This window comes from Polymorphospora sp. NPDC050346 (genome assembly GCF_040655695.1).
GTDB lineage: Bacteria > Actinomycetota > Actinomycetes > Mycobacteriales > Micromonosporaceae > Polymorphospora > Polymorphospora lycopeni.
In genome coordinates this window covers 33,742-57,071 of record NZ_JBFAKM010000007.1, presented here as the reverse complement: position 1 = coordinate 57,071, position 23,330 = coordinate 33,742, and the positions used below count along the sequence as shown (strand labels likewise).

The 23,330-nt window shown below is 72.8% G+C and carries 22 protein-coding genes and 1 pseudogene; 6 read left to right on the top strand and 17 right to left on the bottom strand.

Features of this window, described 5'->3' with window-relative positions:
* Nucleotides 1-273 precede the first annotated feature (273 nt).
* A complete protein-coding gene (locus AB0I42_RS09590) occupies nucleotides 274-1,869 on the bottom strand; it encodes a Rieske 2Fe-2S domain-containing protein (RefSeq protein WP_357535776.1) in 1,596 nt (531 codons plus the stop codon).
* A 173-nt stretch (nucleotides 1,870-2,042) separates the two neighbouring features.
* Between AB0I42_RS09590 and AB0I42_RS09585 the strand changes: the two genes are divergently transcribed.
* The gene (locus AB0I42_RS09585) at nucleotides 2,043-2,264 is read left to right on the top strand and encodes a DUF2631 domain-containing protein (protein WP_357535775.1); all 222 of its coding nucleotides are present in this window, start codon (nucleotides 2,043-2,045) and stop codon (nucleotides 2,262-2,264) included.
* Between the two features lie 136 nt (nucleotides 2,265-2,400).
* On the opposite strand, the gene AB0I42_RS09580 is transcribed toward AB0I42_RS09585, so the two are convergent.
* The 8 genes from AB0I42_RS09580 to AB0I42_RS09545 form a co-directional block, all read right to left on the bottom strand.
* Nucleotides 2,401-3,609, bottom strand: a complete 1,209-nt coding sequence (locus AB0I42_RS09580) for a DivIVA domain-containing protein (RefSeq protein ID WP_357535774.1) — start codon at nucleotides 3,607-3,609, stop codon at nucleotides 2,401-2,403.
* Between the two features lie 144 nt (nucleotides 3,610-3,753).
* The gene (rlmN, locus tag AB0I42_RS09575) at nucleotides 3,754-4,818 is read right to left on the bottom strand and encodes a 23S rRNA (adenine(2503)-C(2))-methyltransferase RlmN (RefSeq protein ID WP_357536050.1); all 1,065 of its coding nucleotides are present in this window, start codon (nucleotides 4,816-4,818) and stop codon (nucleotides 3,754-3,756) included.
* A gap of 210 nt (nucleotides 4,819-5,028) precedes the next feature.
* The gene (locus AB0I42_RS09570) at nucleotides 5,029-6,252 is read right to left on the bottom strand and encodes a phosphatidate cytidylyltransferase (protein WP_357535773.1); all 1,224 of its coding nucleotides are present in this window, start codon (nucleotides 6,250-6,252) and stop codon (nucleotides 5,029-5,031) included.
* Nucleotides 6,252-6,809: a ribosome recycling factor gene (frr, locus tag AB0I42_RS09565; protein ID WP_357535772.1), complete on the bottom strand. Its 558-nt coding sequence runs from the start codon at nucleotides 6,807-6,809 to the stop codon at nucleotides 6,252-6,254. Before frr ends, AB0I42_RS09570 begins: the two co-directional genes overlap by 1 nt.
* Nucleotides 6,810-6,853: 44 nt before the next feature.
* A complete protein-coding gene (pyrH, locus tag AB0I42_RS09560; RefSeq protein ID WP_357535770.1) occupies nucleotides 6,854-7,621 on the bottom strand; it encodes a UMP kinase in 768 nt (255 codons plus the stop codon).
* A gap of 184 nt (nucleotides 7,622-7,805) precedes the next feature.
* The gene (tsf, locus tag AB0I42_RS09555) at nucleotides 7,806-8,636 is read right to left on the bottom strand and encodes a translation elongation factor Ts (protein ID WP_357535769.1); all 831 of its coding nucleotides are present in this window, start codon (nucleotides 8,634-8,636) and stop codon (nucleotides 7,806-7,808) included.
* A 135-nt stretch (nucleotides 8,637-8,771) separates the two neighbouring features.
* Nucleotides 8,772-9,671: a 30S ribosomal protein S2 gene (gene rpsB / locus AB0I42_RS09550; RefSeq protein WP_357535767.1), complete on the bottom strand. Its 900-nt coding sequence runs from the start codon at nucleotides 9,669-9,671 to the stop codon at nucleotides 8,772-8,774.
* A gap of 294 nt (nucleotides 9,672-9,965) precedes the next feature.
* Complete coding sequence (locus tag AB0I42_RS09545) at nucleotides 9,966-11,240, bottom strand: hypothetical protein (RefSeq protein ID WP_357535765.1); 1,275 nt, start codon at nucleotides 11,238-11,240, stop codon at nucleotides 9,966-9,968.
* Nucleotides 11,241-11,517: 277 nt separating this feature from the next.
* Here AB0I42_RS09545 and AB0I42_RS09540 point away from each other — a divergent pair, with 277 nt between their 5' ends.
* The 5 genes from AB0I42_RS09540 to AB0I42_RS09520 all read left to right on the top strand — a co-directional run bounded on the left by AB0I42_RS09540 (nucleotide 11,518) and on the right by AB0I42_RS09520 (nucleotide 17,355).
* Complete coding sequence (locus AB0I42_RS09540; protein ID WP_357535763.1) at nucleotides 11,518-11,877, top strand: YraN family protein; 360 nt, start codon at nucleotides 11,518-11,520, stop codon at nucleotides 11,875-11,877.
* Between the two features lie 145 nt (nucleotides 11,878-12,022).
* A complete protein-coding gene (locus AB0I42_RS09535) occupies nucleotides 12,023-13,543 on the top strand; it encodes a YifB family Mg chelatase-like AAA ATPase (RefSeq protein ID WP_357535762.1) in 1,521 nt (506 codons plus the stop codon).
* 58 nt (nucleotides 13,544-13,601) lie between these two features.
* Nucleotides 13,602-14,828, top strand: coding sequence for a DNA-processing protein DprA (locus AB0I42_RS09530; RefSeq protein ID WP_357535760.1), 1,227 nt, complete (start codon nucleotides 13,602-13,604; stop codon nucleotides 14,826-14,828).
* 132 nt (nucleotides 14,829-14,960) lie between these two features.
* Nucleotides 14,961-15,893, top strand: coding sequence for a tyrosine recombinase XerC (locus AB0I42_RS09525; RefSeq protein ID WP_357535758.1), 933 nt, complete (start codon nucleotides 14,961-14,963; stop codon nucleotides 15,891-15,893).
* Nucleotides 15,894-16,167: 274 nt separating this feature from the next.
* Entirely contained in the window at nucleotides 16,168-17,355 is a 1,188-nt protein-coding gene (locus AB0I42_RS09520; protein ID WP_357535756.1) for an aminotransferase class V-fold PLP-dependent enzyme, read from the top strand.
* 124 nt (nucleotides 17,356-17,479) lie between these two features.
* Here the strand turns inward: AB0I42_RS09520 and AB0I42_RS09515 are convergent.
* The 8 genes and pseudogenes from AB0I42_RS09515 to trmD all read right to left on the bottom strand — a co-directional run.
* Nucleotides 17,480-17,875, bottom strand: a pseudogene (locus AB0I42_RS09515) (M23 family metallopeptidase); the annotation flags it as partial.
* Nucleotides 17,876-18,359: 484 nt separating this feature from the next.
* Nucleotides 18,360-18,683, bottom strand: coding sequence for a DUF2469 domain-containing protein (locus AB0I42_RS09510; RefSeq protein WP_212816376.1), 324 nt, complete (start codon nucleotides 18,681-18,683; stop codon nucleotides 18,360-18,362).
* The gene (locus AB0I42_RS09505; protein WP_357535754.1) at nucleotides 18,680-19,645 is read right to left on the bottom strand and encodes a ribonuclease HII; all 966 of its coding nucleotides are present in this window, start codon (nucleotides 19,643-19,645) and stop codon (nucleotides 18,680-18,682) included. The genes AB0I42_RS09510 and AB0I42_RS09505 overlap by 4 nt, the downstream gene beginning before the upstream one ends.
* A complete protein-coding gene (locus AB0I42_RS09500) occupies nucleotides 19,639-20,112 on the bottom strand; it encodes an NUDIX domain-containing protein (RefSeq protein WP_357535752.1) in 474 nt (157 codons plus the stop codon). The genes AB0I42_RS09505 and AB0I42_RS09500 overlap by 7 nt, the downstream gene beginning before the upstream one ends.
* A gap of 132 nt (nucleotides 20,113-20,244) precedes the next feature.
* On the bottom strand, nucleotides 20,245-20,886 hold the full coding sequence (gene lepB / locus AB0I42_RS09495) for a signal peptidase I (RefSeq protein ID WP_357535751.1): 642 nt from the start codon (nucleotides 20,884-20,886) through the stop codon (nucleotides 20,245-20,247).
* Nucleotides 20,883-21,773, bottom strand: coding sequence for a signal peptidase I (lepB, locus tag AB0I42_RS09490; protein ID WP_357535749.1), 891 nt, complete (start codon nucleotides 21,771-21,773; stop codon nucleotides 20,883-20,885). Before lepB (AB0I42_RS09490) ends, lepB (AB0I42_RS09495) begins: the two co-directional genes overlap by 4 nt.
* Before the next feature lie 255 nt (nucleotides 21,774-22,028).
* Nucleotides 22,029-22,394: a 50S ribosomal protein L19 gene (gene rplS, locus AB0I42_RS09485; protein ID WP_357536048.1), complete on the bottom strand. Its 366-nt coding sequence runs from the start codon at nucleotides 22,392-22,394 to the stop codon at nucleotides 22,029-22,031.
* Nucleotides 22,395-22,549: 155 nt separating this feature from the next.
* Nucleotides 22,550-23,320: a tRNA (guanosine(37)-N1)-methyltransferase TrmD gene (gene trmD / locus AB0I42_RS09480; protein ID WP_357535747.1), complete on the bottom strand. Its 771-nt coding sequence runs from the start codon at nucleotides 23,318-23,320 to the stop codon at nucleotides 22,550-22,552.
* Nucleotides 23,321-23,330: the final 10 nt, after the last annotated feature.

The following is a 23,330-nucleotide window of genomic DNA, read 5'->3' as shown; positions in this document are numbered from 1 at the left end:
ATCGGCCCGACCTGGCGGCCAACCGGTTGACAAACCCCTGTTAGTGCCCGCAACTCCGGACACACTGCGTTGAATGGGCAAAAGCGCCGAGTTCAGGCCGACCCCGAACTCGCGCGAAGCCGGAGAGAGTGGCCTCCCCGCACCGGACGGCCACTCTCTCCGTTTCGTTCTCTCCACCTGGTCACATGCCGGCCGGCGCGCGGTTCCGCTCCACGCGGTCGCGCCGGCTGCCGCGCACGGCACCCGCCGTCAAAAGACGGACGCGGTGACGACTCAGCCGGCCGCCGGGTCGGCGGGAGCCGGTTCGGCCTCGGCGGGTGCCGGCGTCCCGGCACGGCGGGCCCGGACCTCGTGGCCGACGCTGGTCAGACAGCGCCCGCTGGGCAGGTCGAACCGCCAGCCGTGGAGCTGGCAGGTCAACTGGTTGCCCTCCACGATCCCGAACCGGGTCAGGTCCGCCTTCAGGTGCGGGCAGCGACGCTGCACGATCCAGTCGCCCAGCTTGATGTCCTCGGCGTCCGGCTTCTGCTCGGCATACCAGCCCTCGGCGTACTGGAGGCGCTCCTCCGACAGGCACTTGAAGAACGCGTAGACGAACTCGTTGTACTGCCCGATCCGGGCGGCGGAGAACCGGCAGGACAGGAACAGCGAGTTGACCCAGTCGACCTCACCGGAGTGCAGCAGTTGCTCGATCAGGGCGCGCTCGGTGCGGAAGCGGTAGCGGACCTTCTCGTCGGCGTACGGGCGAACCTGCTTGCCCGGGAAGTCCACGACGACCGACTCGATCGACTCGCCGTCGTAGCCGACCAGGTCGAACCGGACCGGGCCACCGACGCCCTTGGCGAGGTAGACCGACTCCTCGAGCAGCGGCTCGATCCGCCGCTTCATCTCCTTGAGCACGTCGACCTCGGGGTGCCGCCAGGACTGCTTCGCCGCCTCGATCACCGGCCGCTGCCGCTCCTGGTATTCGCGCAGGTGCTGTTCCTTGTTGGCGAAGAACTCGTCGAGGTCCGCCACCGGGTGCTCGGTGCGCGCCCCACCGTCGGCGGTCAGCTCGGTGACCGTGCCGGGCAGCAGCACGATCGCGTTGCTGCCGCCGACCTTGGCGTATTCGCGCAGGAAGTCGGACTGGTCGGGGAAGATGTTGCCCTCGTCGCCGTGGATGTCGTTGAACTGCCACAACTCGTCGTCGAGGAAGCACGGCGGACCGGCGATCGGGAAGACGTGCGACGCCTTCAGGTCGTCGATGTAGCGCCAGGTGCGGTCGTACTGCCGCTCCCGCTTCTGCTTGCCGAACGCGGTCTTGGCCGCGTTGGGCAGCTCGTAGACCATCGGGTACCAGATAGCGCCGGAGAACTGGAGCAGGTGCGCGTGCACATGTCCGAGTTCGGCGAACATGGTCAGGTCGGTCGGTCGGGCGTCGTTCTGGTTGAGCAGCCGGACGCCGTCGTACTCGACCCACAGCGACGAGTCTCCGATGGGACCGTCGGTGGGCGACGTCAGCGCCTGGATAAGCACCTTGAGGCCGCCGTCGAGTTCGGTCACCTCGTTGGTCTTGGTCCGGATGAACCGGGTGAAACCCACCTCGCGCAACTCGTCTTCGAGTTCCGAGGTCGGATACTCCGGCAGCAGCACCGTCGCCTTCTTCGAGATGAAGCGGCGCAGGTGCGCCTCGTCGAAGTGGTCACGGTGCAGGTGCGACACGTAGAGGTAGTCGACGTCGCCGAGCGTCTCCCAGTCGAGTTGGGAGTTGTCCGGGAAGGGAAACCAGGAGGCGAAGTAGGCCGGGTTGACCCACGGGTCGCACAGGATGCTGCCCGCGGCCGTGTCGATCCGCATGCTGGCGTGCCCCGTACCGGTCACTCGCACCGCACAGACCTCCTAGATCAAGACCATCAAGGTGTACGGCAAAACGCTACCGGAGCCGGCGGTGCCGCGGTTCGCCGACGCCACCGAACGGGTCGTACGGCCCACTGGCGGCGGGCCGGGTGGCCCGTGCCAGACTCTTACCCAGATCGCATCACCTGGGAAAGGACCTCACCGTGGCGGGAAGCGAGCCGGTAACCTCACCCGACCAGCGCAAGCCGGGCCACCGCAAGGCGGGCCAGATCGGTGCGGTGGTGTCCGCACTGCTGCTGCTGTCGATGGTCATCGGTAACCACGAGGGCCGCGTCGAGGACATCTGGCTGGTCGGCCTCGCCGCGCTGCTGCTGCTCATCGTCGTCGGCGACATCGTGCTGCGCCGCAACGGCCTGCGTAACTGACACCGGCCGCTCCGCGCCGCGACCACCCTCGCGGCACCAGCCGTCGGCCCGTGCCGGGTCGCGGCACCAGACCGGCCCCGGAAACACACAGGGCCCGTTCCGGTACGTACCGGAACGGGCCCTTCGTGCGTGCGGCTCAGTGCCGGCGCAGGATGTCCTGGACCTCCTTGAGCGCCGCCTCGACCTCGGCCTCGAAGTAGCCGCCCGGCACCAACTCGAACCGGGTGTTGTCCAGGGCGGCCGGGTCGACCGGCATCGGGCCACGGCCCGACATCGCCATGAGGATCCCGTCGAAGAGCCGGTCGACCTGCACCGGGTCGTATCCGCTGCCGAAGCGGCGAACCTGGAAGGTACGCCGGATCTCGTCGACCCGCTGCGCGTCGCCGCCGGCGGGTGGCGGCCCGCCGAACGGTGGCCGGTCCAGCGGTGGCGGTCCGTCGAACTGGGGCCGGTCCAGCGGCGGCGGACCGTCGAACTGGGGCCGGTCGTAGGGCGGCCGGTCCAGCGGCGGGCGGTCGACCGGCGGGCCGTCGAACGGCGCGCGGGCCACCGGTGGGCGATCGTAGGGAGGCCGGTCCGGCGGCGGGCCGGCCGGTCCGGTACGCGGGCCGGCGGCGCGCGGGTCGCGGTCGGGCATCCGGATCTCGGCGGTCATGTCCATGCGGCCGTGCCGGCCGGGCTCGAAACCGTCGAACCGGTCGTCGGGCTCGTCGAACCGGCGCGGGCCGGCACCCGGCGGAGGACCGGCCGGGCCGGGCGGGCCGTCGTAGCCGCGGGGGCCGTCATAGCCACCGCCGAACGACCCGGTGGGCTCGTCGTAGCGGCCGTAGGGGTCGCCGGGCGGCGGGCCGGCCGGTGCCGGCATCGCACGGGGTGGCGGGGCGGAACCGACCGGAGGCATCCGGTCGTCGCGTCCGGGCGGACCCATCCGGTCCGGCGGCCCCATCCGGTCGGGCGGGCCGAGACGGTCGGGCGGGCCGAGACGGTCCGGCGGACCCATCCGGTCCGGCGGCCCCATCCGGTCGGGGGCCTTACGGTCGGGCGGGCCACCGCGGTCGAATCGCTCGACGGCGCGGGGCTCCGGCGCGTGGGCCGGGCCGCCGCGCTCCTCGAACTCGGCGAGCTGCCGCTCCACCCGGTCGAGGTGCAGGTCCACCTGCCACTCGTCGTAGCCGCCGAACCGGACCCGGAAGACCACGTCGTGGACCTCCTGCGAGGCGACCGGCGAGCCCACCGGCTCACCGGCGAGCGTCGCCTCGACCCGGTCGAGGAAGGTGTCCACCTCGTCGACCTTGTAACCCCGACGGAGCGCCTTACGCCGGAAACGCTGACCCTGACTCGCCACTATGTCTCCTGGTTCGCTCGCTCGTCACGCCTGGTCACCCGGCAACCGGCCGGCGGGCCCGGGCTGGCCCGCACGCCCAACTGTGCCATTCTGACGCCCACCCGCCGCGCCGGCAGCGGTCGTGGGTCCGCCCGTTCCGCCCGCTCACCGGTCCACCTCGGCGGCGGCGAGCTGCCCGCAGGCGCCGTCGATCTCCTGGCCACGGGTGTCGCGTACGGTCGTCGAGACGCCCGCCTGGCGCAAGCGGCGGACGAACTCCCGCTCCACCGGCTTGGGGCTGGCGTCCCAGCGGCTGCCGGGGGTCGGGTTGAGTGGGATGAGGTTCACGTGGGCCAGCCGCCCAGCCAGCAGCCGGCCAAGGAGGTCGGCTCGCCACGGCTGGTCGTTCACCTCTTTGATCATCGCGTATTCGATCGATACCCGGCGCCCCGTCCGGTCGGCGTAGGCCCACGCCGCGTCGAGCACCTCGGCGACCTTCCAGCGCTGGTTGACCGGCACGAGTTCGTCGCGCAGCTCATCATCGGGCGCGTGCAGCGACAGCGCAAGGGTGACCGAGAGGTCTTCGTCGGCGAGCCGGCGCATCGCCGGGACCAGCCCGACGGTGGAGACGGTGATGTGCCGCTGGGACAGCCCGAGGCCCTCCGGTGCCGGTGCACAGAGCCGGCGTACGGCCGCCACGACCCGGGCGTAGTTGGCCAGCGGCTCCCCCATGCCCATGAACACCACGTGCGACAACCGGGGTGGGGCGCCGGCGACCACACCGGAGGCGGCGACACCGGCGAGGTAGACGGCCTGGTCGACGATCTCGGCCGTCGAGAGGTTACGGGTCAGTCCGGCCTGCCCGGTGGCGCAGAACGGGCACGCCATCCCGCAGCCCGCCTGGCTGGAGATGCAGACCGTGACCCGGTCGGAATAACCCATGAGCACGCTCTCCACGAGCGCTCCGTCGTGCAGCCGCCACAGGGCCTTGCGGGTGGCCCCGTCGTCGCAGGCCATCTCGCGTACGGGGGTGAGCAGGGTGGGCAGCAGCTCCGCCGCCAGCCGGTCCCGGGCGGCGGCCGGCAGGTCGGTCATCAGGGCCGGGTCGCGGACCAGCCGGCCGAAGTAGTGCGTCGACATCTGCCGGGCCCGGAAGGCGGGCTCGCCGAGTTCGGTGACGAGGGCCCGCCGGCCGGCGAGGTCGAGGTCGGCGAGGTGCCGGGGCGGCATCGAGGCCCGCCGGGCGGCTCCGGGAGCCGGGCCGGGCGTGCCGCCGGGGCCGGCCGGGTCGGCCACGCCGGCGGAACCGGCGGGGCTGGTCGTGCCGGCAGTGCCGGTGGGGCTGATCGGGATCACTGGCAGGCTATTCATGGCCTGTCCAGTGTCCCACGCGCCGGCCGGACCGCCCGGCCCCGAGGACCCCCAAACGTGCACCATCCCTCAGCCGGGTGGGGCGAACAGCGTCAGGAGGAAGTAGGCGGTCGGCACCGCGAAGAGGACCGAGTCGAGCCGGTCCATCAGGCCGCCGTGCCCGGGCAGTAGGTTACTCATGTCCTTTATGTTGAGATCGCGTTTGATCATCGACTCGGCCAGGTCGCCGAGGACCGCGGCCACCGAGACCGCCACCCCGAAGACCGCTCCCCACCAGGGCGCTACATCGAGCAGGAAGTAGAGCAGCAGAGCGCTGCCGACGGCCGCGGCGGTCACCGAGCCGCCGAACCCCTCCCAGGACTTCTTCGGGCTGATCGACGGGGCCATCGGATGCCGGCCGAGGAGGACACCGACGGCGTAACCGCCGGTGTCGGACAGGACCACGGCCGCGAGAATGACGAAGATCCGCCAGTCACCGTCCGGCATCGCGGCCATCAGCGCGGCGAACCCGCCGAGGAACGGCACGTAGACCGCGATGAGCACGGAGGCGGTCAGGTCACGCCGGTAGCCGGCCCACCCGTCGCCGATCCGCCACACGAGGGCGGCGAGCACCGTGACCACGAGCCCGAGAAGAAGCCCGTCCGGACCGACCTGCCAGGCCAGACCGGTCATGAGTACGCCGCCGGCGAGCAGCGGAACCATCGGTGGACGGGCGTCGACGGCGCGTACCGCGCGGGTCATCTCCCAGATTCCGACGCTGAACGCCAGCGCGATCACGACCAGGAACGCCGGCCGGTAGGCGAACAGGGTGCCGACGAGCACCGCGCCGAGGGTGACGCCGACCCCGATCGCGGCGGGCAGGTTGCGGCCGGCCCGGCTCGGCGGTTTCGGCCCGGCGGCCGTACCCGGGCGGCCGGCCCGGCGCTTCCCCGGCTGCCGCCGACGCGGCGGTTCCGACGGTTCCGGCGGCTGCACCATCGGGTAGGCGGCCGTCTGCGCGCCCGCGTCCACCACCGGGTAGGCGGCCGTCTGCTCGTCCACCACCGGCTCGGGATCGTCACCGGCACCCGGCGGGTACGCGGGGACGGCACCGTTCGTGTACCCGCCATGCCCACCGGGCGGCCGACCCGGTACGGCGTACCCGTTGCCGTTACGCGGCGGCCAGTCGTCGGGGCTGGGCGACGGGTTGGCGTCGGGGTGCGAGTGCCGGGCGTAGGGATCGGGCGCGGCACCGGTGTGCCGCGCCCGATGTGCGTCGGTGCCCGATCCGGGATGAGGGTCGAGGTAGGACATCAGACCTCGAGCAGCTCGGTTTCCTTGTGCTTGACCAGCTCGTCGATGTGTGTCACGTAGCGGTGGGTGAGGTCGTCGAGTTCCTTCTCGGCACGGCGTCCATCGTCCTCGCCGGCCTCGCCGTCCTTGACGATGCGGTCCAGCTCTTCCTTCGCCTTGCGCCGCACGTTGCGGATCGCGACCTTGGCTTCCTCGCCCTTGTTGCGGGCCACCTTGATCATGTCGCGGCGCCGCTCTTCGGTCATCTGCGGCAGCAGGATCCGGAGCTGGTTGCCCTCGTTGTTGGGGTTGACCCCCAGGTCGGAGTCGCGGATCGCCTTCTCCATCGCCTGGAGTTGCGAGGCGTCGTACGGCTTGATGATGGCCATCCGGGGCTCGGGCACACCCACCGACGCCATCTGGGTCAGCGGCGTGGGGGTGCCGTAGTAGTCGATGATGACCTTGGAGAACATCGCCGGGCTGGCCCGCCCCGTCCGGATCGCGCCGAACTCCTCTTTGGCGTGTTCGACCGCGCGGTCCATCTTCTCTTCGGCCTCGAGGAGCGTGTCGTCGATCACCTGCTCCGTCGCCTCCTTCTCTTGCTCGTAGGTCGTCGGACGGCCTAGGCCGTGATCAGGGTCCCGATCCGCTCGCCACCGACCGCCCGGATGATGGTGTCCTCGCCCTCCGCGCCGAACACCAGCATCGGCAGGCCGTTGTCCATGCAGAGGCTGAACGCCGCGGCGTCGGCGACCCGCAGGCCGCGGCTCAGCGCCTCGGCGAACGTGACGGTGTCGAGCCGGCGGGCATCGGGATCGGTGCGCGGGTCGGCGGTGTAGACGGCGTCCACACCGTTCTTGCTCATCAGCACCACGTCGGCACGGATCTCCAGCGCCCGTTGGGCGGCGACCGTGTCGGTAGAGAAGTAGGGCATTCCGGCGCCGGCACCGAAGATGACCACACGGCCCTTCTCCAGGTGACGGATCGCCCGCAGCGGGATGTAGGGCTCGGCGACCTGGGCCATCGTGATCGCGGTCTGTACCCGCGTCTCGATGCCCTCCTTCTCGAGAAAGTCCTGCAGCGCGAGGCAGTTCATGACGGTGCCGAGCATGCCCATGTAGTCGGCCCGGGCGCGGTCCATGCCGCGCTTCTGCAACTCCGCGCCGCGGAAGAAGTTGCCGCCGCCGATCACCACGGAGACCTGCACCCCGCGCCGGACGACGGTGGCGATCTGCCGGGCGACGGCCTGTACGACGTCGGGGGCGACGCCGACCTCCCCGCCGCCGAAGACCTCGCCGGACAACTTCAGGACGACCCGTCGGGACCGGCCGGGGGGTGGTGCGGTGGGATCGTCCTGCACAGCGGTCTGCTCATTCACGGTCTGCGTCATCCGACCCGCCTCTCATGCGCGGGGCAAGCCCGCCGCGCGGTGGCACCGGAGGGTGCCGCCGCCCACCTTATGGGACGAGGAGGCCGCGGTGCCTATCACGTACACCAGCGGCCTCCTCGGATTGTCTATACCCACGCGGCCGTCCCGCCCGTCAGGGGCGGGAGAACCGCACGGTCGGGCTCGGTCAGGCCTGGCCGACCTCGAACCGGACGAACCGCGTCACGTCGATGCCGGCCTCGCCGATGACCTGCTTGACCGACTTCTTGTTGTCGGTGACCGACGCCTGCTCCAGCAGGACGAAGTCCTTGAAGAAGGCGTTGACGCGACCCTCGATGATCTTGGAGATGGCAGCCTCGGGCTTGCCCTCCTCGCGGGCGCTCTGCTCGGCGATGCGCCGCTCGGACTCGACCGTCTCGGCCGGCACCTCGTCACGGGTGAGGAACTTCGGCCGCATCGCGGCGATCTGCATCGCCACGGCACGGGCGTCGGCGTCGCCCGCCTCGTCGGCCTTGCCGGCGTATTCGACCAGCACGCCGACCTGCGGCGGCAGGTCCTGCGCCTTGCGGTGCAGGTAGACGGCGACCGTGCCGTCGACCTTGGCGAAGCGGTTCAGCACGAGCTTCTCGCCGATCTTGGCCGACTGCTCGAGCACGGTGTCGGCGACGGTACGGCCGTCCGGCAGCGTCGACGCCAGCAGCGCCTCGGCGTCGGCGACGCCGGCCTGCTCGCCGTGCTCGACCAACTGCTGGGCCAGCGCGATGAAGTCGGCGTTCTTGGCGACGAAGTCGGTCTCGCAGTTGAGCTCGAGCAGCGCCTTGCCGGAGTGGGCCACGAGGCCGTTCGCGGCGGTGCGACCCGCGCGCTTGTCGACGTCCTTGGCGCCCTTGATCCGCAGGAGCTCGACAGCCTTGTCGAACTCGCCCTCGGTCTCCGTGAGCGCCTTCTTGCAGTCCATCATGCCGGCGCCGGTGAGGTCGCGGAGCTTCTTGACGTCCGCGGCGGTGAAGTTGGACATGACTCTCTCTTCGATGTTTGAGGCTGTGGGTGGGGTGGTCAGTTGGGGATTACCCAATCCGGGGCGCACCGTGCCCTCGTACCCGATCGGGCGGGCCGGCCACGGGTTCGCGGCCGGCCCGGCCCGACGGTGAGGTCACTCGGCGGCAGCCGTCGCGGGCTCGACAGCCGCCGCGGGCTCGGCAGCCGCCGCGGGCTCGGCAGCCGCCGCGGGCTCGGCAGCCTTCTGCTCTTCGTCGGCCTTCTTCTCCGGCGTCTCCAGCAGCTCGCGCTCCCACTCGGCCAGCGGCTCGTCGGCCGCGACCACACCCGGCTCGGGCTTCTCGTCGGTGCCGCGCTGCCGGCCGGAGCGGGCGATCAGGCCGTCGGCGACCGCCGCGGCGATGACCTTGGTGAGCAGTTCGGCGGAGCGGATCGCGTCGTCGTTGCCCGGAATCGGGAAATCGACCTCGTCGGGGTCACAGTTCGTGTCGAGCACGGCGATCACCGGGATGCCCAGCTTGCGGGCCTCGTCGACGGCGATGTGCTCCTTCTTGGTGTCGACGACCCAGATCGCGGCCGGCACCTTCTGCATGTCACGCAGACCACCCAGGGTGCGGGTGAGCTTGATCTTCTCGCGGGAGAGCTGGAGCGTCTCCTTCTTGGTGTAGCCCTGCGCGGTGCCGCTGAGGTCGCCGATCGCCTCCAGCTCCTTCATCCGCTGGAGCCGCTTGTAGACCGTCTGGAAGTTGGTCAGCATGCCGCCCAGCCAGCGGTGGTTGACGTAGGGCTGGCCCACCCGGGTCGCCTGCTCGGCGATGGCCTCCTGCGCCTGCTTCTTGGTGCCGACGAAAAGGATGCTGCCGCCCTCGGCGACGGTGCCACGCACGAACTCGTACGCCTTCTCGATGTAGTCGAGAGTCTGGCGCAGGTCGATGATGTAGATGCCGTTACGCTCGGTGAAGATGAAGCGCTTCATCTTCGGGTTCCAGCGCCGGGTCTGGTGCCCGAAGTGGACGCCGCTCTCCAGCAGCTGACGCATGGTCACTACGGCCATGGTGGGGTGCTCCTTCTGTGGTCCCTGGTTGTCACGCCCGGCCGGCCGGCCGGGCATCCTGGCACCTGGTCGTCGGCCATGGCGGACCCGAACGGAGTCGGGACCAGGGGGCCGTCGCCCCACGGATGACCGCAGGGAGGGCGCGCGAGGTCGACCGCATGGCGGTCGCCAGTCGATAAGTGTACGCCCTGACGTGGCCGCTCCGGCCCCGACCCGTACCCGCCGGTGACCGGCGCCGGACCGACCCGGCTGGTGGCCGGCCGGACGCCCGCGCCCGGCCGGCCCCGGCCGGGGTCAGCCGGCCGCGAGCGCCGCCGCGACGAAGAGCACCAGGCCGACCGTGAGGTAGGCGGTCGGTGGCCGTAGCCAGGCGCGACCCGGCTCGGCGAGCCCGGCCGCGCCGGTCGCCAGGGCGTAGAGGCCGGCGCCGAAGACCGGCAGCCCGAGGACCAGCATCACGCCCGCGACCACCCCGCCGAACGAGATCGGGTCGGCGAGCAGCGCGCTGGCGAGCAGCACCAGGGCGGGCACCTCGAACATCAGGACGAGCAGGGCGTACGCGACCGCCAGGCCGGGGCGGCGGGTTCGGTACACGCCGTCGCCGACCGGCGCGGTGCCGCCGCCGGGGCGGCGCGGCGCGGCGCGGTCGAACGGGTCGCTCGGGTATCGCGGCCCGTCACCGGGCGGCGCCTCGGCCTGGTGCATCGTGACGGCCGGCATCGGCCCGGTCGGCAGCTCCAGCGGCCGGTGCGCATCGCCGTCCCGGTTCGCGTCGATCGTCCGGCCGGCGTCCGGAACACGGGGAGCGTCCGGAATGCGGTGTGCGTCGGAGGGGGCCCGCAACGCCTCGGTGGTGTGGTGGTGCATCTCCGGCCGGTGCTGCGGTTCGGCGGCGCGCGGCGGCTCGGCCATCGGCCCCGGCTCGACCGGCGAGACCGGTACGTCGATCACGGAGCGGGCCGGCTCCGGGGCCGGCGGCCCCGCCGGTGACACCGGCCGTCCCGGCTCGGTCGGCCGGCGTCCGATCTCCACCAGCCCGGTCCGTTCGGGACCGCCACGCCGGGTGTCGAGCGGCTCGCCGCGCCCGCTGTCCAGCAGGTCTGCGCCGCCACCGGTGCCGCGCGACGGAGGCTCCAGCGGCAGCCGGATCGAGCCGAGGGCACCCCGGGCCGCCTCGCCGCTTCCGTAGCCGGCACGCGCCTGGTCGTCGCGCACCTCGATGTCGAGCTGCGTGCGGAGCTCTTCGGCGTGCCGGGACTCCGGCTCCCGGTGCCGGTCGGCCCCGAACCGGTCGTCGTCGGCGTATCGGTCACCGCCCGCATAGCGGTCGCTGTCGGTGTAGCGGTCACCGTCGGAGTAGCCGCCCGGTCCGGCATGACGCGGCCCGGGGTCGGCCAGCGCGGCGTAGCGGTTCTCCTCGACCTCGCCGGAGCGCTGCTCGGGCACCCGGTAGCCGTCGTCGGGGTAGCGCTCGTCCGCCCGGCCACGCCAGCCGGACTCGGAGTAGCCGCGTTCACCGGCGTACCAGCGGGGTTCCTGCTCATCGGGGTAGTTACGTTGACCGTCCACGGTCCCGCACCGTATTCGACCCTGGCAATCATCGCCAACCGGTCGCCCGTACCGGCCCCGCCGCCTGTCACGTGTCGCGGGCGCCGGGCCGCCGCGTCGCAGGATGAGCCGACCGGCGGCGCCGTCGAGATCCTGCCCCGGACCGGCCCGCACGGCCGGAGCGGTACGCCATAGCACGGCGACCACTTGATCGTCCGGCTGTCCACAGGGATGCCCGCCGTCCACAGGCGGGCCGGCCGCCCTACCCCTGAGCGGCCCGGACGGCCAGCCTCGTGGCATGACGTTGGTGAGACGGGCGGTCGGCGCCTACGGCGAACGCCGTGCGGTGCAGCACCTGGTCGCGGCGGGGCTGCGGGTGGTGGCTCGCAACTGGCGGTGCGTCCACGGCGAGGTCGACATCATCGCCTGGGACGGCGAGACCCTGGTGTTCTGCGAGGTGAAGACCAGGCGGAGCACCACGTACGGGCCACCGGCCGCGGCGGTGGTGCCGGCAAAGGCACGGCGCCTGCGCCGGCTCGCCGCCACCTGGCTCGCCGGCGCCGCCACACACCCGCGCGAGGTCCGCTTCGACGTCGTCGCGGTGCACACCACCGGGCGCGGTCCGGCCACGGTGGAACATGTGCGGGCGGCGTTCTGATGCCGGGTCCTCGCCGGGAACCTCCGTCGGGCCGGCCGTCGGTCACCAGGCCGGCCGGCGGCGTGGCGACGGACGACACGGCCGCCGGCAGCGGGGCGGCGGGCGGTCCGTGGCCCGTCGGCGGCGCGGCGGGCGGGTGGCGGCGATGAGCTACGCCCGGGTGCTCTCGGTCGGCCTGCTCGGGGTCACCGGCCATCTGGTCGAGGTCGAGGCCGACCTGGCCGCCGGCCTGCCGACGGTCGCACTGTCCGGCCTGCCCGACACCGCGCTCAACGAGGCCCGGGACCGGGTCCGCGCGGCGATCGTGAACTCCGGCCAGAGCTGGCCGAACCGGCGGATCACCGTCAACCTGCTGCCGGCCACCCTGCCCAAACACGGTTCGGGGTTCGACGTCGCCATCGCCTGCGCACTGCTCGGCGGCTCCGGAGAGTTGCCGCTGGCCCCGCTGGACGGGGTGGCGATCCTCGGCGAACTCGGGCTCGACGGGGCCGTACGCCCGGTGCGCGGGGTGTTGCCGATGGTCGTCGCCGCCGTACGGGCCGGAATAACCCGGGTGGTCGTGCCGCTGGCGAACGCCGCCGAGGCGGCCGTCGTGCCCGGCGTACGGGTCAAGGGCGTCGACTCGCTGCACCGGCTGGTGGCGTTCGTCCGCGACGGCGGCCGGCTGCTCGAGCCGCCCGAGCCGGATCCGGTGTCCCCGCCGGCCGGGCCCGACCTCGCCGAGGTCGCCGGGCAGGGGCTCGGCCGGCGTGGGCTGGAGATCGCGGCGGCCGGCGGGCACCACGTCGCGTTGATCGGGCCGCCCGGCGCCGGCAAGACCATGCTGGCCGAGCGTCTGCCGTCGATCCTGCCGCCGCTCGACGACGAGGCGGCGCTCGAGGTCAGCGCCCTGCACTCGATCGCCGGCCTGCTCCCGCCGGGCGGCCGGCTGCTGCGCCGGCCGCCGTTGCAGGCGCCGCACCACACCGCGACGGTCCCGTCGCTGGTCGGAGGCGGCAGCGGCCTCGCCCGCCCCGGCGCGGTGTCGCTGGCCCACCGGGGCGTCCTCTTCCTCGACGAGGCCGCCGAATTCAACGTCCGGGCCCTGGAGGCGCTTCGGCAGCCGCTGGAGAGCGGCCGGGTGCTGATCACCCGCAGCCGTGGCGCGACCGAATACCCGGCCAGCTTCCAGCTCGTCCTGGCCTCGAATCCGTGCCCGTGCGCCAAGCCGTCCGGCGACCTGGCGTGCGAGTGCACCCCGCTGGCCCGGCGCCGCTACATCGGGCGGCTGTCCGGGCCGCTGCTGGACCGGATCGACGTACAGGTGCCGCTCGTGCCGCTGCGGGCCGCCGACCTGGTCGCCGCCGCGACCCCGGCCGAGCCGTCGGCGGTGGTCGCCGAGCGGGTCCGGGCCGCCCGTTCGGCGGCCGCGCAGCGGTGGGCCGGCACGGGCTGGCGGGTCAACGCCGACGTACCCGGCCCGCACCTGCGACGCACCCGCTGGCGGCTGCCGGCCCGCGACACCGAGCAGTTGCGCCGGTCGCTGGACACCGGGGCGCTGTCCGCCCGCGGCTACGACCGGGTGATCCGGATGGCCTGGACGATCGCCGACCTCGACGGGCGGGACCGCCCCGGTGCCGACGACGTTGCCGAGGCGAGCCAGCTCCGCTCGGGCCGGTCGGCCTGATTGGCACCTGGTACCCACCATGGCCGGCCCCGCCGGCCGCCTTCGAAGGGAGTGCACGATGGGTGGCATCGACCGGACCCGGCTGGCCCGGGTCGCGGTGAACTGGCTCGCCGAGCCGGGCAACTGGGCGGCCTACCGGATGGTGGCCACCGACGGCCCGGTACGCGCGCTACAGCGGATGGTCGACGGCGATGTGCCCGACCCCGGGCTGCGTACGGCGGTCGGGGCCCGGCTCGCCAGCGGCGATCCATGGGCGGTGGCCGAGGCCGCGGCCGAACGGGCCGGACGGCTGGGCGCCCGGATCGTGGTGCCCGGCGACGACGAGTGGCCGGGGCCGGTCGGCGATCTCACCCGGCTGGCCCTCGACGCCGAACGCAGGGTCGACCGGGAGACCGCGCCGCCCCTGTGTCTCTGGGTACGCGGCCATCTCGACCTCGCCGGCGCGCTCGACCGCGCGGTCGCCGTCGTGGGTGCCCGGGCGGCCAGCCCCTACGGCCTGCACGTCGCCGGGGAACTCGGCTTCGGTCTCGCCGAGCGCGGTTGGACCGTGGTGTCGGGCGGTGCGTTCGGCATCGACGCGGCGGCGCACCGGGCCGCCCTGAACGCCGACGGTACGACGGTGGCGGTGCTGGCCTGCGGGCTCGACCGGCCCTATCCGGCGGGCAACACCGCGCTCTTCGACCGCATCGCCGACACCGGGCTGCTGGTCAGCGAGTGGCTGCCCGGCCAGGAGCCGCTGCGGCACCGCTTCCTGATCCGCAACCGGGTCATCGCGGCCGGCACCGCCGGCACGGTGCTGGTCGAGGCGGCGGCCCGCAGCGGTGCCACCCAGACGATGCGCCGGGCGCTGGGCATCGGTCGTCGGGCGATGGTCGTGCCCGGACCGGTCACCTCGGCGATGTCCGTCGGCTGCCACGAACTGCTGCGCGACCACCCCGACGCCCGCCTGGTCACCGGTGTGCCGCACGTGCTCGAGGAGGTCGGACGGATCGGCGCGGACCTGGCCCCGCCCGTTCGCGCCCCCGAGCAGCCCCGTGACCGGCTCGACGACCAGGCCGCGCAGCTGCTGGAGGCGATGCCCCGGCGCGGTCCGATCGGGCTCGACCCGCTGGCCGCCCGGGCCGGAGTCGACGTACGGACCGCGATGCGCAAGGTCGCGCTGCTCGAACAGCTCGGTTTCGTCGTACGTCACGACGACGGCTACGCGCTGACCCCGAAGTCCCGCGGGTCGGGCCCGCCCGGCGACCGACCGGCACGACCCGCACCCGCTGATCGACCGGAATGACCCGCACCCGGCGGCCGACCGGCGTGACCCGTGCGGCGAGCGGCGATCCCCGACCCGGTGCCCCGTCGGCGTGCCCCGGGTCCGGGGCGTGGCCGCTTGACGCGGTGCCCGGCACCGGCCACCGTCACGGTGATGAGCCGAAGCACGCAGGTCACCCACGAAGAGCTGCCGCCGGCGATGCGGGACGCGGTCGACGACTTCGCCCGCCACCTGTCCCGGGTCGACAACCGGTCGGCGCACACCGTACGGGCGTACGTCGCCGACGTGGTCTCACTGCTCGACCACGCCAGCGCGATGGGCTGCACGGCACCGGGAGAACTCGACATCGCCGTGCTGCGTAGCTGGCTGGCCAAGCTGCGCACGCTGGGCGCGGCCCGCAGTTCGCTGGCACGCCGGGCGGCGGCCGGGCGCACGTTCAGCGCCTGGGCCCACCGCGGCGGGCTGCTCGCCACCGACGTCGGCGCCCAACTGGCCAGCCCGAAGGGGCGGCGCGAACTGCCGACCGTCCTGCGCGCCGACCAGGCCGCCACGCTGGTGCAGGCCCCCGGCGACGAGGCCGCGCCGGTGCCGCTGCGCGACCGGGCGCTGCTGGAGTTGCTGTACGCGACCGGAATCCGGGTCAGCGAACTTTGCGGGCTCGACATCGCCGACGTCGACCGGGGCCGGCGGGTCGTACGGGTCATCGGCAAGGGTGACAAGGAGCGCGCGGTGCCGTACGGCCTGCCGGCCGAGGAGGCGGTCGACGACTGGCTCCGGCTCGGCCGGCCCGACCTGGCGACCCCGGACAGCGGGAACGCCCTGCTGCTCGGTGCCCGGGGCGGGCGGCTGCAACCGACGATCGCCCGCCGGGTGGTCGGCGGCTACGCCTGGGCCGCCGGCCTGCCGCACACCAGCCCGCACGGGTTGCGCCATTCCGCGGCGACCCACCTGCTGGAGGGCGGTGCCGACCTGCGGGCGGTGCAGGAGTTGCTCGGTCACTCGTCGCTCTCGAGCACCCAGATCTACACCCATGTGTCAGTGGAGCGGCTGCGCGCCGCCTACCGGCAGGCCCATCCGCGCGCCTAGCCTCGTTCTCGATCGCCGAGCCGGGCCGGCGGCACACCGGGGGCTCAGCCGGGGCACCGGGGCCCAGCAGGCACACCGAACCCCAGCCGGCGGCACATCACGCCGGCCGCACTCCAGGTCCACCCACGCACCGGACCACGGCCCACACCGGCGGACACCGAACGCGCCGTCTTCGCACCGTGGGCGCCAACCGCTCCGAGCCCGCCCCCGGGTTGCCGAGCACGCCGCTGGCGAGATCTGGAGGCCGTTGATCGCCAGAAGCTACGATCGCGCCGTGACCGCTGACGGACCGCGACCACCCGAACCGATCACCGGCGCCCGGCTGTTGTTCGCACTCGACCCGGCCGTCGCGTATCTCAACCACGGTTCGTTCGGCGCGGTGCCGATCGGGGTGCAACGCGCCCAGCAGCGCATCCGTGACGAGGTCGACGTCAACCCGATGCGGTTCTTCCAGTCCGGCCTGGTCGAGCGGATCACGCACACCCGTCGGCACCTGGCCGGTTTCCTCGGCGCCGACCCGGACGGCACCGCCCTGGTCGGCAACGCCACCACCGGCGCCGCGATCGTGCTCGGGTCGATGCGGCTGCGCCCCGGCGACGAGATCCTGCACACCGACCACGGATACGGCGCGGTGTCGCTCGCCGTCGAACGGGAATGCCGCCGCACCGGGGCGGTGGCCCGGTCCGTGCCCGTGCCGCTGCGGGCCAACGACCAGGAGATCGTGGCCGCGGTACGCGCCGCGCTGCGCCCCGGCCGGACCAGGCTGCTGATCGTGGACCACATCACCTCGCCGACCGCCCGCCTGCTGCCGGTCGCGGCGATCACCGCCGTGGCCCGGGCGCACGACGTCGCGGTGCTGGTCGACGGCGCCCACGTGCCGGGTCACCTGCCGGTCGCGGTCGACGCGATCGGGGCGGACTTCTGGGTCGGCAACTTCCACAAGTGGGCGTACGCGCCACGCGGCACCGCCGTGCTGGTGGTGGCGGCGAAGTGGCGGGAACAGATCGAGCCGCTGGTCGTTTCGTGGGAACAGCCCACCGGCTTCCCGGGGTCGGTCGAGTTTCAGGGGACCCTCGACTATTCGCCGTGGCTGGCCGCCCCGACCGGGCTCTTCACACTGCGCACCCTCGGCGTCGAGGCGGTACGCGCGCACAACGCGGCACTGGCCGCGTACGGGCAGCGGGTGGTCGGTGCCGCGCTGGGAATCCCGGCCGACGAGCTGCCCCGGCCCGGCGGTGACTCCGTCGCGATGCGGCTCGTGCCGTTGCCGACCGGCCTGGTCACCGACCATCGGGAGGCGCACACCCTGCGCCAGCGGATCGCGGACGAACTGGCCGTCGAGGTGGCGATCAACGCCTGGCGCGGGCAGGGACTGCTCCGGCTGAGCGCGCAGGTCTACAACCGCGCCGAGGAGTTCGACCGGCTGGCCCGGCAACTGCCCGCCTTCCTCGCCGGCCGCTGACCGCCCCCACCCGCCCGAGCGACCCCTCACCGGCCCGCCGGCCCGCCGACCGGCCCGCTGACCGTCGACGCCCCCGACGGCCGCCGGCGGCCCCGCCGACCGTCGACGGCCCGGCCAGGTGCTGCGGCAGCAGCCGGACCCGGCCGAGGCCGAGCAGGGCCAGCGGGTCGAGGTATTCGTCACCGCGGCGCAGGCCCCAGTGCAGGCACGCCTCGACCGGGCAGCCCGGGTGTCCGGCCTCCAGGGTCCCGATCGGGTCGCCGGCCCGGACCGCCGCGCCTTCCGTGACGGCGGGCAGCACCGGTTCGTACGTCGTGCGCAGGCCGTTGCCGTGCACCACGCTGACCACGCCCCGCCCGGCGATCCGGCCGGCGAAGAACACCGTGCCGGCGCCGGCGGCGAGCACGGGGACACCGGTCGTGGCGGCCAGGTCGACGCCCCGGTGGCCGGGCAGCCACGGGCGGGGCGGCGGGTCGAAGCGTCGTACGGGCCGTGGGGTGCCGTCGAGTGGCCAGCGGAAGGCCCCGGCGGGCCGCTGCACGGCCGGCTGCGGGGTGTCCGGCGGGCCGGCCGCACCGGGCCGCACCGGTGTCGCGACACCCATCACGACCGCGAGCCCGGCGACCAGGAGCAGCCGCCATGCGGGCATCCGCCGCGAGGCTGGCGGTACGCACCCCGCCGGCGGCCGGCCGACGCGGGACGGGGACGGGAAGAGGGGCGGCCGGGAGACGTACCGGGTCATGGTTGAGCAGCCTGGCCGGCGGCCGGGGCGGGCGCAACGACGCCGGCTACGCCCTGTGGACGGCGGGCGGACTGTGGACAACCGCCGCCCGGCGGGTGGATCTGCTACGGCGGGGGCAACGCCGCACGGAGGGGGACGGCGACAGGCAACCAGCGACGGGTCCACTGTGGATCGCCGGCGCCCGATCCGTACACTGTGGAGGGTGCCGGAACGTGGGACGGGCGTTGCGCCATCCGGACAGTGATGGCAGTGTTACGAGGAGTCAGCTACCGAATCCGGAGTCTGCGGGAAGGGAGATATCAGGCTTCTCCAACTCTTCCACATTGACATCCTTGAAAGTCATCACTCGGACATTCTTGACGAACCGCGCAGGGCGGTACATGTCCCACACCCAGGCGTCGTGCATCTCGACCTCGAAGTACACCTCGCCCTCCGAGTTGCGCACGTGCAGGTCCACCTGGTTGGCGAGATAGAAGCGTCGCTCGGTCTCGACCACGTAGGAGAACTGACGGACGATGTCGCGGTACTCCCGGTAGAGCTGCAGCTCCATCTCGGTTTCGTACTTCTCGAGATCTTCCGCGCTCATCGCACTCCGCCTTCCATTGCCACATCTTCCCCCACCGGCGCCGGCAGCCGAGGGTGCTCCCCGAACGCCACGCCGACGGTACTCCCTGCGAGGCCGGTGCGCTCCATCGGCTCGCCTCCATCGCGGGCGGCCGGAGCCGCGCCCGAACCCGCCGCGCCACCCGCGCCCGAACCGGCCGGCCCACCCGCGCCCGAACCGGCCGCGCCACCCGCCGCGTCAGCTTCGTCCAAGCCGTCGGCCCCACCCGTGCCGCCGACCCCGCCGCCCGGTCGACCGAGCCCTTCCGGCCGACGGGCCCGTGGCGGGCTGCCGGCACGCCCCGACGCGGTGGCGACGTTGACGTACGAGAAACGGTGTTCGGCACAGGGCCCCTGCCGTCGCAACGCCTCGTTGTGGTCGGCGGTGACGTAGCCCTTGTGTTCGGCGAACCCGTAGCCGGGGTAGCGGGCGTCGAGTTCGACCATGATCCGGTCCCGGGTCACCTTGGCGAGCACGCTGGCGGCGGCCACGCACGCCGCCACCTGGTCGCCCTTCCAGACCGCGAGGCCGGGTACGCCGAGCCCGTCGACCCCGAACCCGTCGGTGAGCACGTAGTCCGGCCGGGTCGACAGCGCGGCGAGGGCGCGGCGCATCGCGGCCAGGTTGCAGACGTGCAGGCCCAGCGCGTCGACCTCCTCGGCCGGGATCACCACCACCGCGTACGCCAGGGCCCGCCGGACCACCTCGGTGTAGATCCGCTCGCGGCTGGCCGGGGTGAGCAGCTTCGAGTCGGTCAGCCCGTCGATCTCGCCGCGCCGCCCCTCGGGCAGCACCGCGGCGGCGGCGACCAGCGGGCCCGCGCAGGCGCCGCGCCCGGCCTCGTCCGCCCCGGCCACGTTCGGGAAACCCCGGCGCTGCAGCACGCGCTCCAGGGCGTAGATGCCGCTCTCCCGGCGGACCACGGCGCGCGGCGGGGTCAGCACGCCGGCTCCCACGGTACGGCGGTCAACTGGCGCAGCAGGCCCGGCAGATCCTCGGGATAGAAGCGCTCGGCGGTCCGTTCCAGTTCGTCGGCCGACCACCACCGGTGCGACTCGATGCTGTGCCGTTCCACCTCGTCGAACCCTCTCGTGTCGACCTGCCAGGACGTGACCCGGGCCAGGAAGAAGTCCTGCTCCTGGCGATACCACCGGCCGTCGAACGGAAACTCGACCTCCTCGTGCCGGACCGGGTCACCGAGTTCGGCCGGGGTCAGCAGCAGCCCGGTCTCCTCCGCCAGCTCGCGCACCGCACCGGCGGCCGGCGACTCGGCCGGCTCCAGCCCGCCACCCGGCGTGAACCAGTAGCGGTGGTCGGGCCGGGCCGGATCGAACCCGTTGAAGAGCAGCACCCGTCCGGCCCGGTCGACGAGGAGCACCCGGGCCGCCCGCCGGAGGATGAAGTCAGGCACCGCACCAGCCTAGGTGGTGGTTCCGGCGGCCGGCCGGACCCCCGGTGTGCCGGCCGTACGGCTCGGGACGCCGAGCCGGGGCGGCCGGTGGACGGCCCGCGCCGGCCGGGGCGCGGCGCGGGCCGGCGCCGGTCAGCTCTGCGGGCCGGGCACCGAGTCGAACGTGCTGGGAATCGACAGCCAGGTGGCGCGGCCGAAGGGCCAGAAGAGCACGAACGCCCGCCCGACGACGGCGTCCTCCGGGATCGTCGCGTTGTCGATGTCCTGCGAGCGGTTCCAGTGCTCCAGCGAGTCGCCCGAGGCGGACCGGTGGTCGCCCATCATCCACAGCCGTCCGGGTGGGATGGTGACGTCGAACTCCTGGCTGGCCGCCGGGTCGGAGACGCCGCCCTCGGAGAAGATGTAGGGCTCGTCGAGCGAGTGCCCGTTGATCATCAAGCGGTCCTGCGGGTCGCAGCAGACCACCCGGTCGCCGCCGACGGCGATGACCCGCTTGATGAAGTCCGAGCCCTCCTCGCCCCCGTGCCACGCGCCGGGTGCCCGGAAGACGATGATCTCGCCCCGTTCCGGCGACCGGAAGTTGTAGACGAGCTTGTTGACCAGCACCCGGTCGTTGATGTCGAGGGTGTGTTCCATCGACTGCGACGGGATGTAGAAGGTCTGGATGACGAACGCCCGTACCAGGACGGCGACGAGGATCGCCACGCCGAGCAGGATGGGCAGCTCGCGCCAGAACGAGTTCTTCTTGGGCTTGTCGGTCTGCTCGTCAATCACGGGACGAGCCTACGACGACGGGACGGCGGCCGGAGTCGGGAACGCGCGGCGAACAGGAAACCACCCAAAATAGGCACAACAACGGCGATACCTCCCGGATTCTCGGACTTGCTGGGTGTCGCGTCGGGCCCCAGGGCAATGGGCTGCGGCACGGTCTCGAACGTCTCCGGCACCGACAGGCTGCTCCACTGCGAGTACGGCCACACCACGGCGAACGCGCGGCCGATCACGTTGTCGATCGGCACCGGCCCCTGACAGCGGGCGTCCTGCGACACGAGCCGGTGGTCGCCCATGACGAAGAGCTGCCCCGGCGGTACGACGACCTCCTCGAACCGCCGCGGCCCGCAGTCGCCGGCGCTGGGCGGCAGTTCGAGCGGCGAGTTCCGCAACACGTAGCTGGATTCGTCGAGCGGGTGGCCGTTGACGGTGAGCCGGCCCTGCTCGTCACAGCACTGAACGCGGTCGCCGGGCACTCCGATGACCCGCTTGATGAAGTCCTTCTCGCCGGGGCGGCCCACCCCGACGAGGTCGCCGAGCGTACGGCCGAGCTGGGCGAAAAAGCCGCCCGCCGGCTCCTCCTCCAGCTGCGGCGCCCACGCCTCGGTGCCCCGGAACACCACCACCTCGCCGCGTACGGGGTCCCGCATGTCGTAGACGACCTTGTTGACCAGGACCCGGTCACCGACGAGGAGGGTGTCTTCCATCGACCCGGACGGGATGTAGAACGCCTGGAGCAGGAAGGTGCGGATCAGCACCGCGAGGCAGAACGCGACGACGAGGAGGAGCGGCAACTCCTGCCAGAGCGGCATGGGCTTGCGCTGGCGTCGACGGTCGGCCCGGCGACGCCAGGGCTCGACCTCGTCCCGCAGGTCGTCTTCCGCGTCCACGCTACGAATCTCCCCGGTCCCGATATACAGCTCTACCGCCCGCGGCGGCCCCGTCAGGGCGCCACGGGCGGTAGAGCGATTCTGTCCCGCTCCCGCGGCTCGCACCGCGGACGTAGCGTTCGTCGCCACTCACTGACTGGCGGCGTTCGATGTTTCGTCAGCGCCGCGCAGCACAGTCTCGCCTGTCACTCTCCATAGCGTAGAGGTATCGAGCGATCACGGCACTGTGAGAAGGCTGAAAGTCTCGCCCCGCCGTCAGGCGACCGGAGCGGTGACCTTCTCCCGCTTCTCCTTGATCTTGGCCTTCTTGCCCCGCAGCTCGCGGAGGTAGTAGAGCTTGGCCCGGCGGACGGCGCCCCGGGTCACCACCTCGACGCGGTCGATGGCCGGGCTGTTCACCGGGTAGGTCCGCTCCACCCCGACCGCAAAGCTGATCTTGCGTACGGTGAAGGTCTCGCGCAGGCCCGATCCCTGGCGGCGGATCACGACGCCCTGGAAGATCTGGACCCGGGACCGGTTGCCCTCGATGACCCGGGCGTGCACCTTGACGGTGTCACCGGCCCGGAAAGTCGGAATGTCGGTCCGCTGCGACTGGGCGTCCAACGCGTCCAGGGTGTTCATCGCTGCATCCTCGAAGATCACGGCGCACCGGTCGTCGGTGCGCGGATGGGTGATTCTGATCCCCGGCATCGGTCCACCCCGGATTGCTGGCGGGGAGGAGGCGGGCCCGGAGATCCTCGTAGCCGACCGCGGCGCGGCCGACCACGGCAACCTCACTACTCTGCCATACGCTCGGCCGGCGCCGGGAACCCGGCCCCGGTCAGCGCCGCGACATCCCGTTTGTCCAGTTCGTCGGGGGCCAGCGCGGCCAGCATGTCGGGCCGGCGCCGCGCGGTACGCAGCAACGCCTCGTCGCGTCGCCAGCGGGCGATCCGCCCGTGGTCACCCGACCGCAGGATCTGCGGCACCTCCCGCTCCCGCCACACCGGCGGCTTGGTATAGACCGGCCCCTCCAGCAGCCCGTGCGCGTGCGACTCCTCGGCCAGCGAATCGGCGTTGCCGAGCACACCGGGCAGCAGCCGGGTCACCGCCTCCAGGATCACCAGAACCGCCACCTCGCCGCCGAAGAGCACGTAGTCGCCCAGCGACACCTCGGTCACCCGGACCCGGGTGGCGGCGTCGTCGAGCACCCGCTGGTCGATGCCCTCGTAGCGGCCGCAGCCGAACACCAGGTGCGGCTCGGCGGCCAACTCGTGGGCGAGCGACTGCCGCAACGGCTCCCCCGCCGGCGTCGGCACCACCAGCCGGGCCGGCGGGCCGGACGGCAGGACGGCGTCGAGCGCCTCCCCCCACGGCTCCGGCCGCATCACCATGCCCGGGCCACCGCCGTACGGCGTGTCGTCGACCGTACGGTGCACGTCGTGGGTCCAGGTGCGCAGGTCGTGCACTGCCAGGTCGAGCAGACCGGTGGCCCGCGCCTTGCCGATCAGCGACAGGTCGAGCGGGCTGAAGTATTCGGGAAAGATCGAGATGATGTCGACACGCATCACTGCCTCC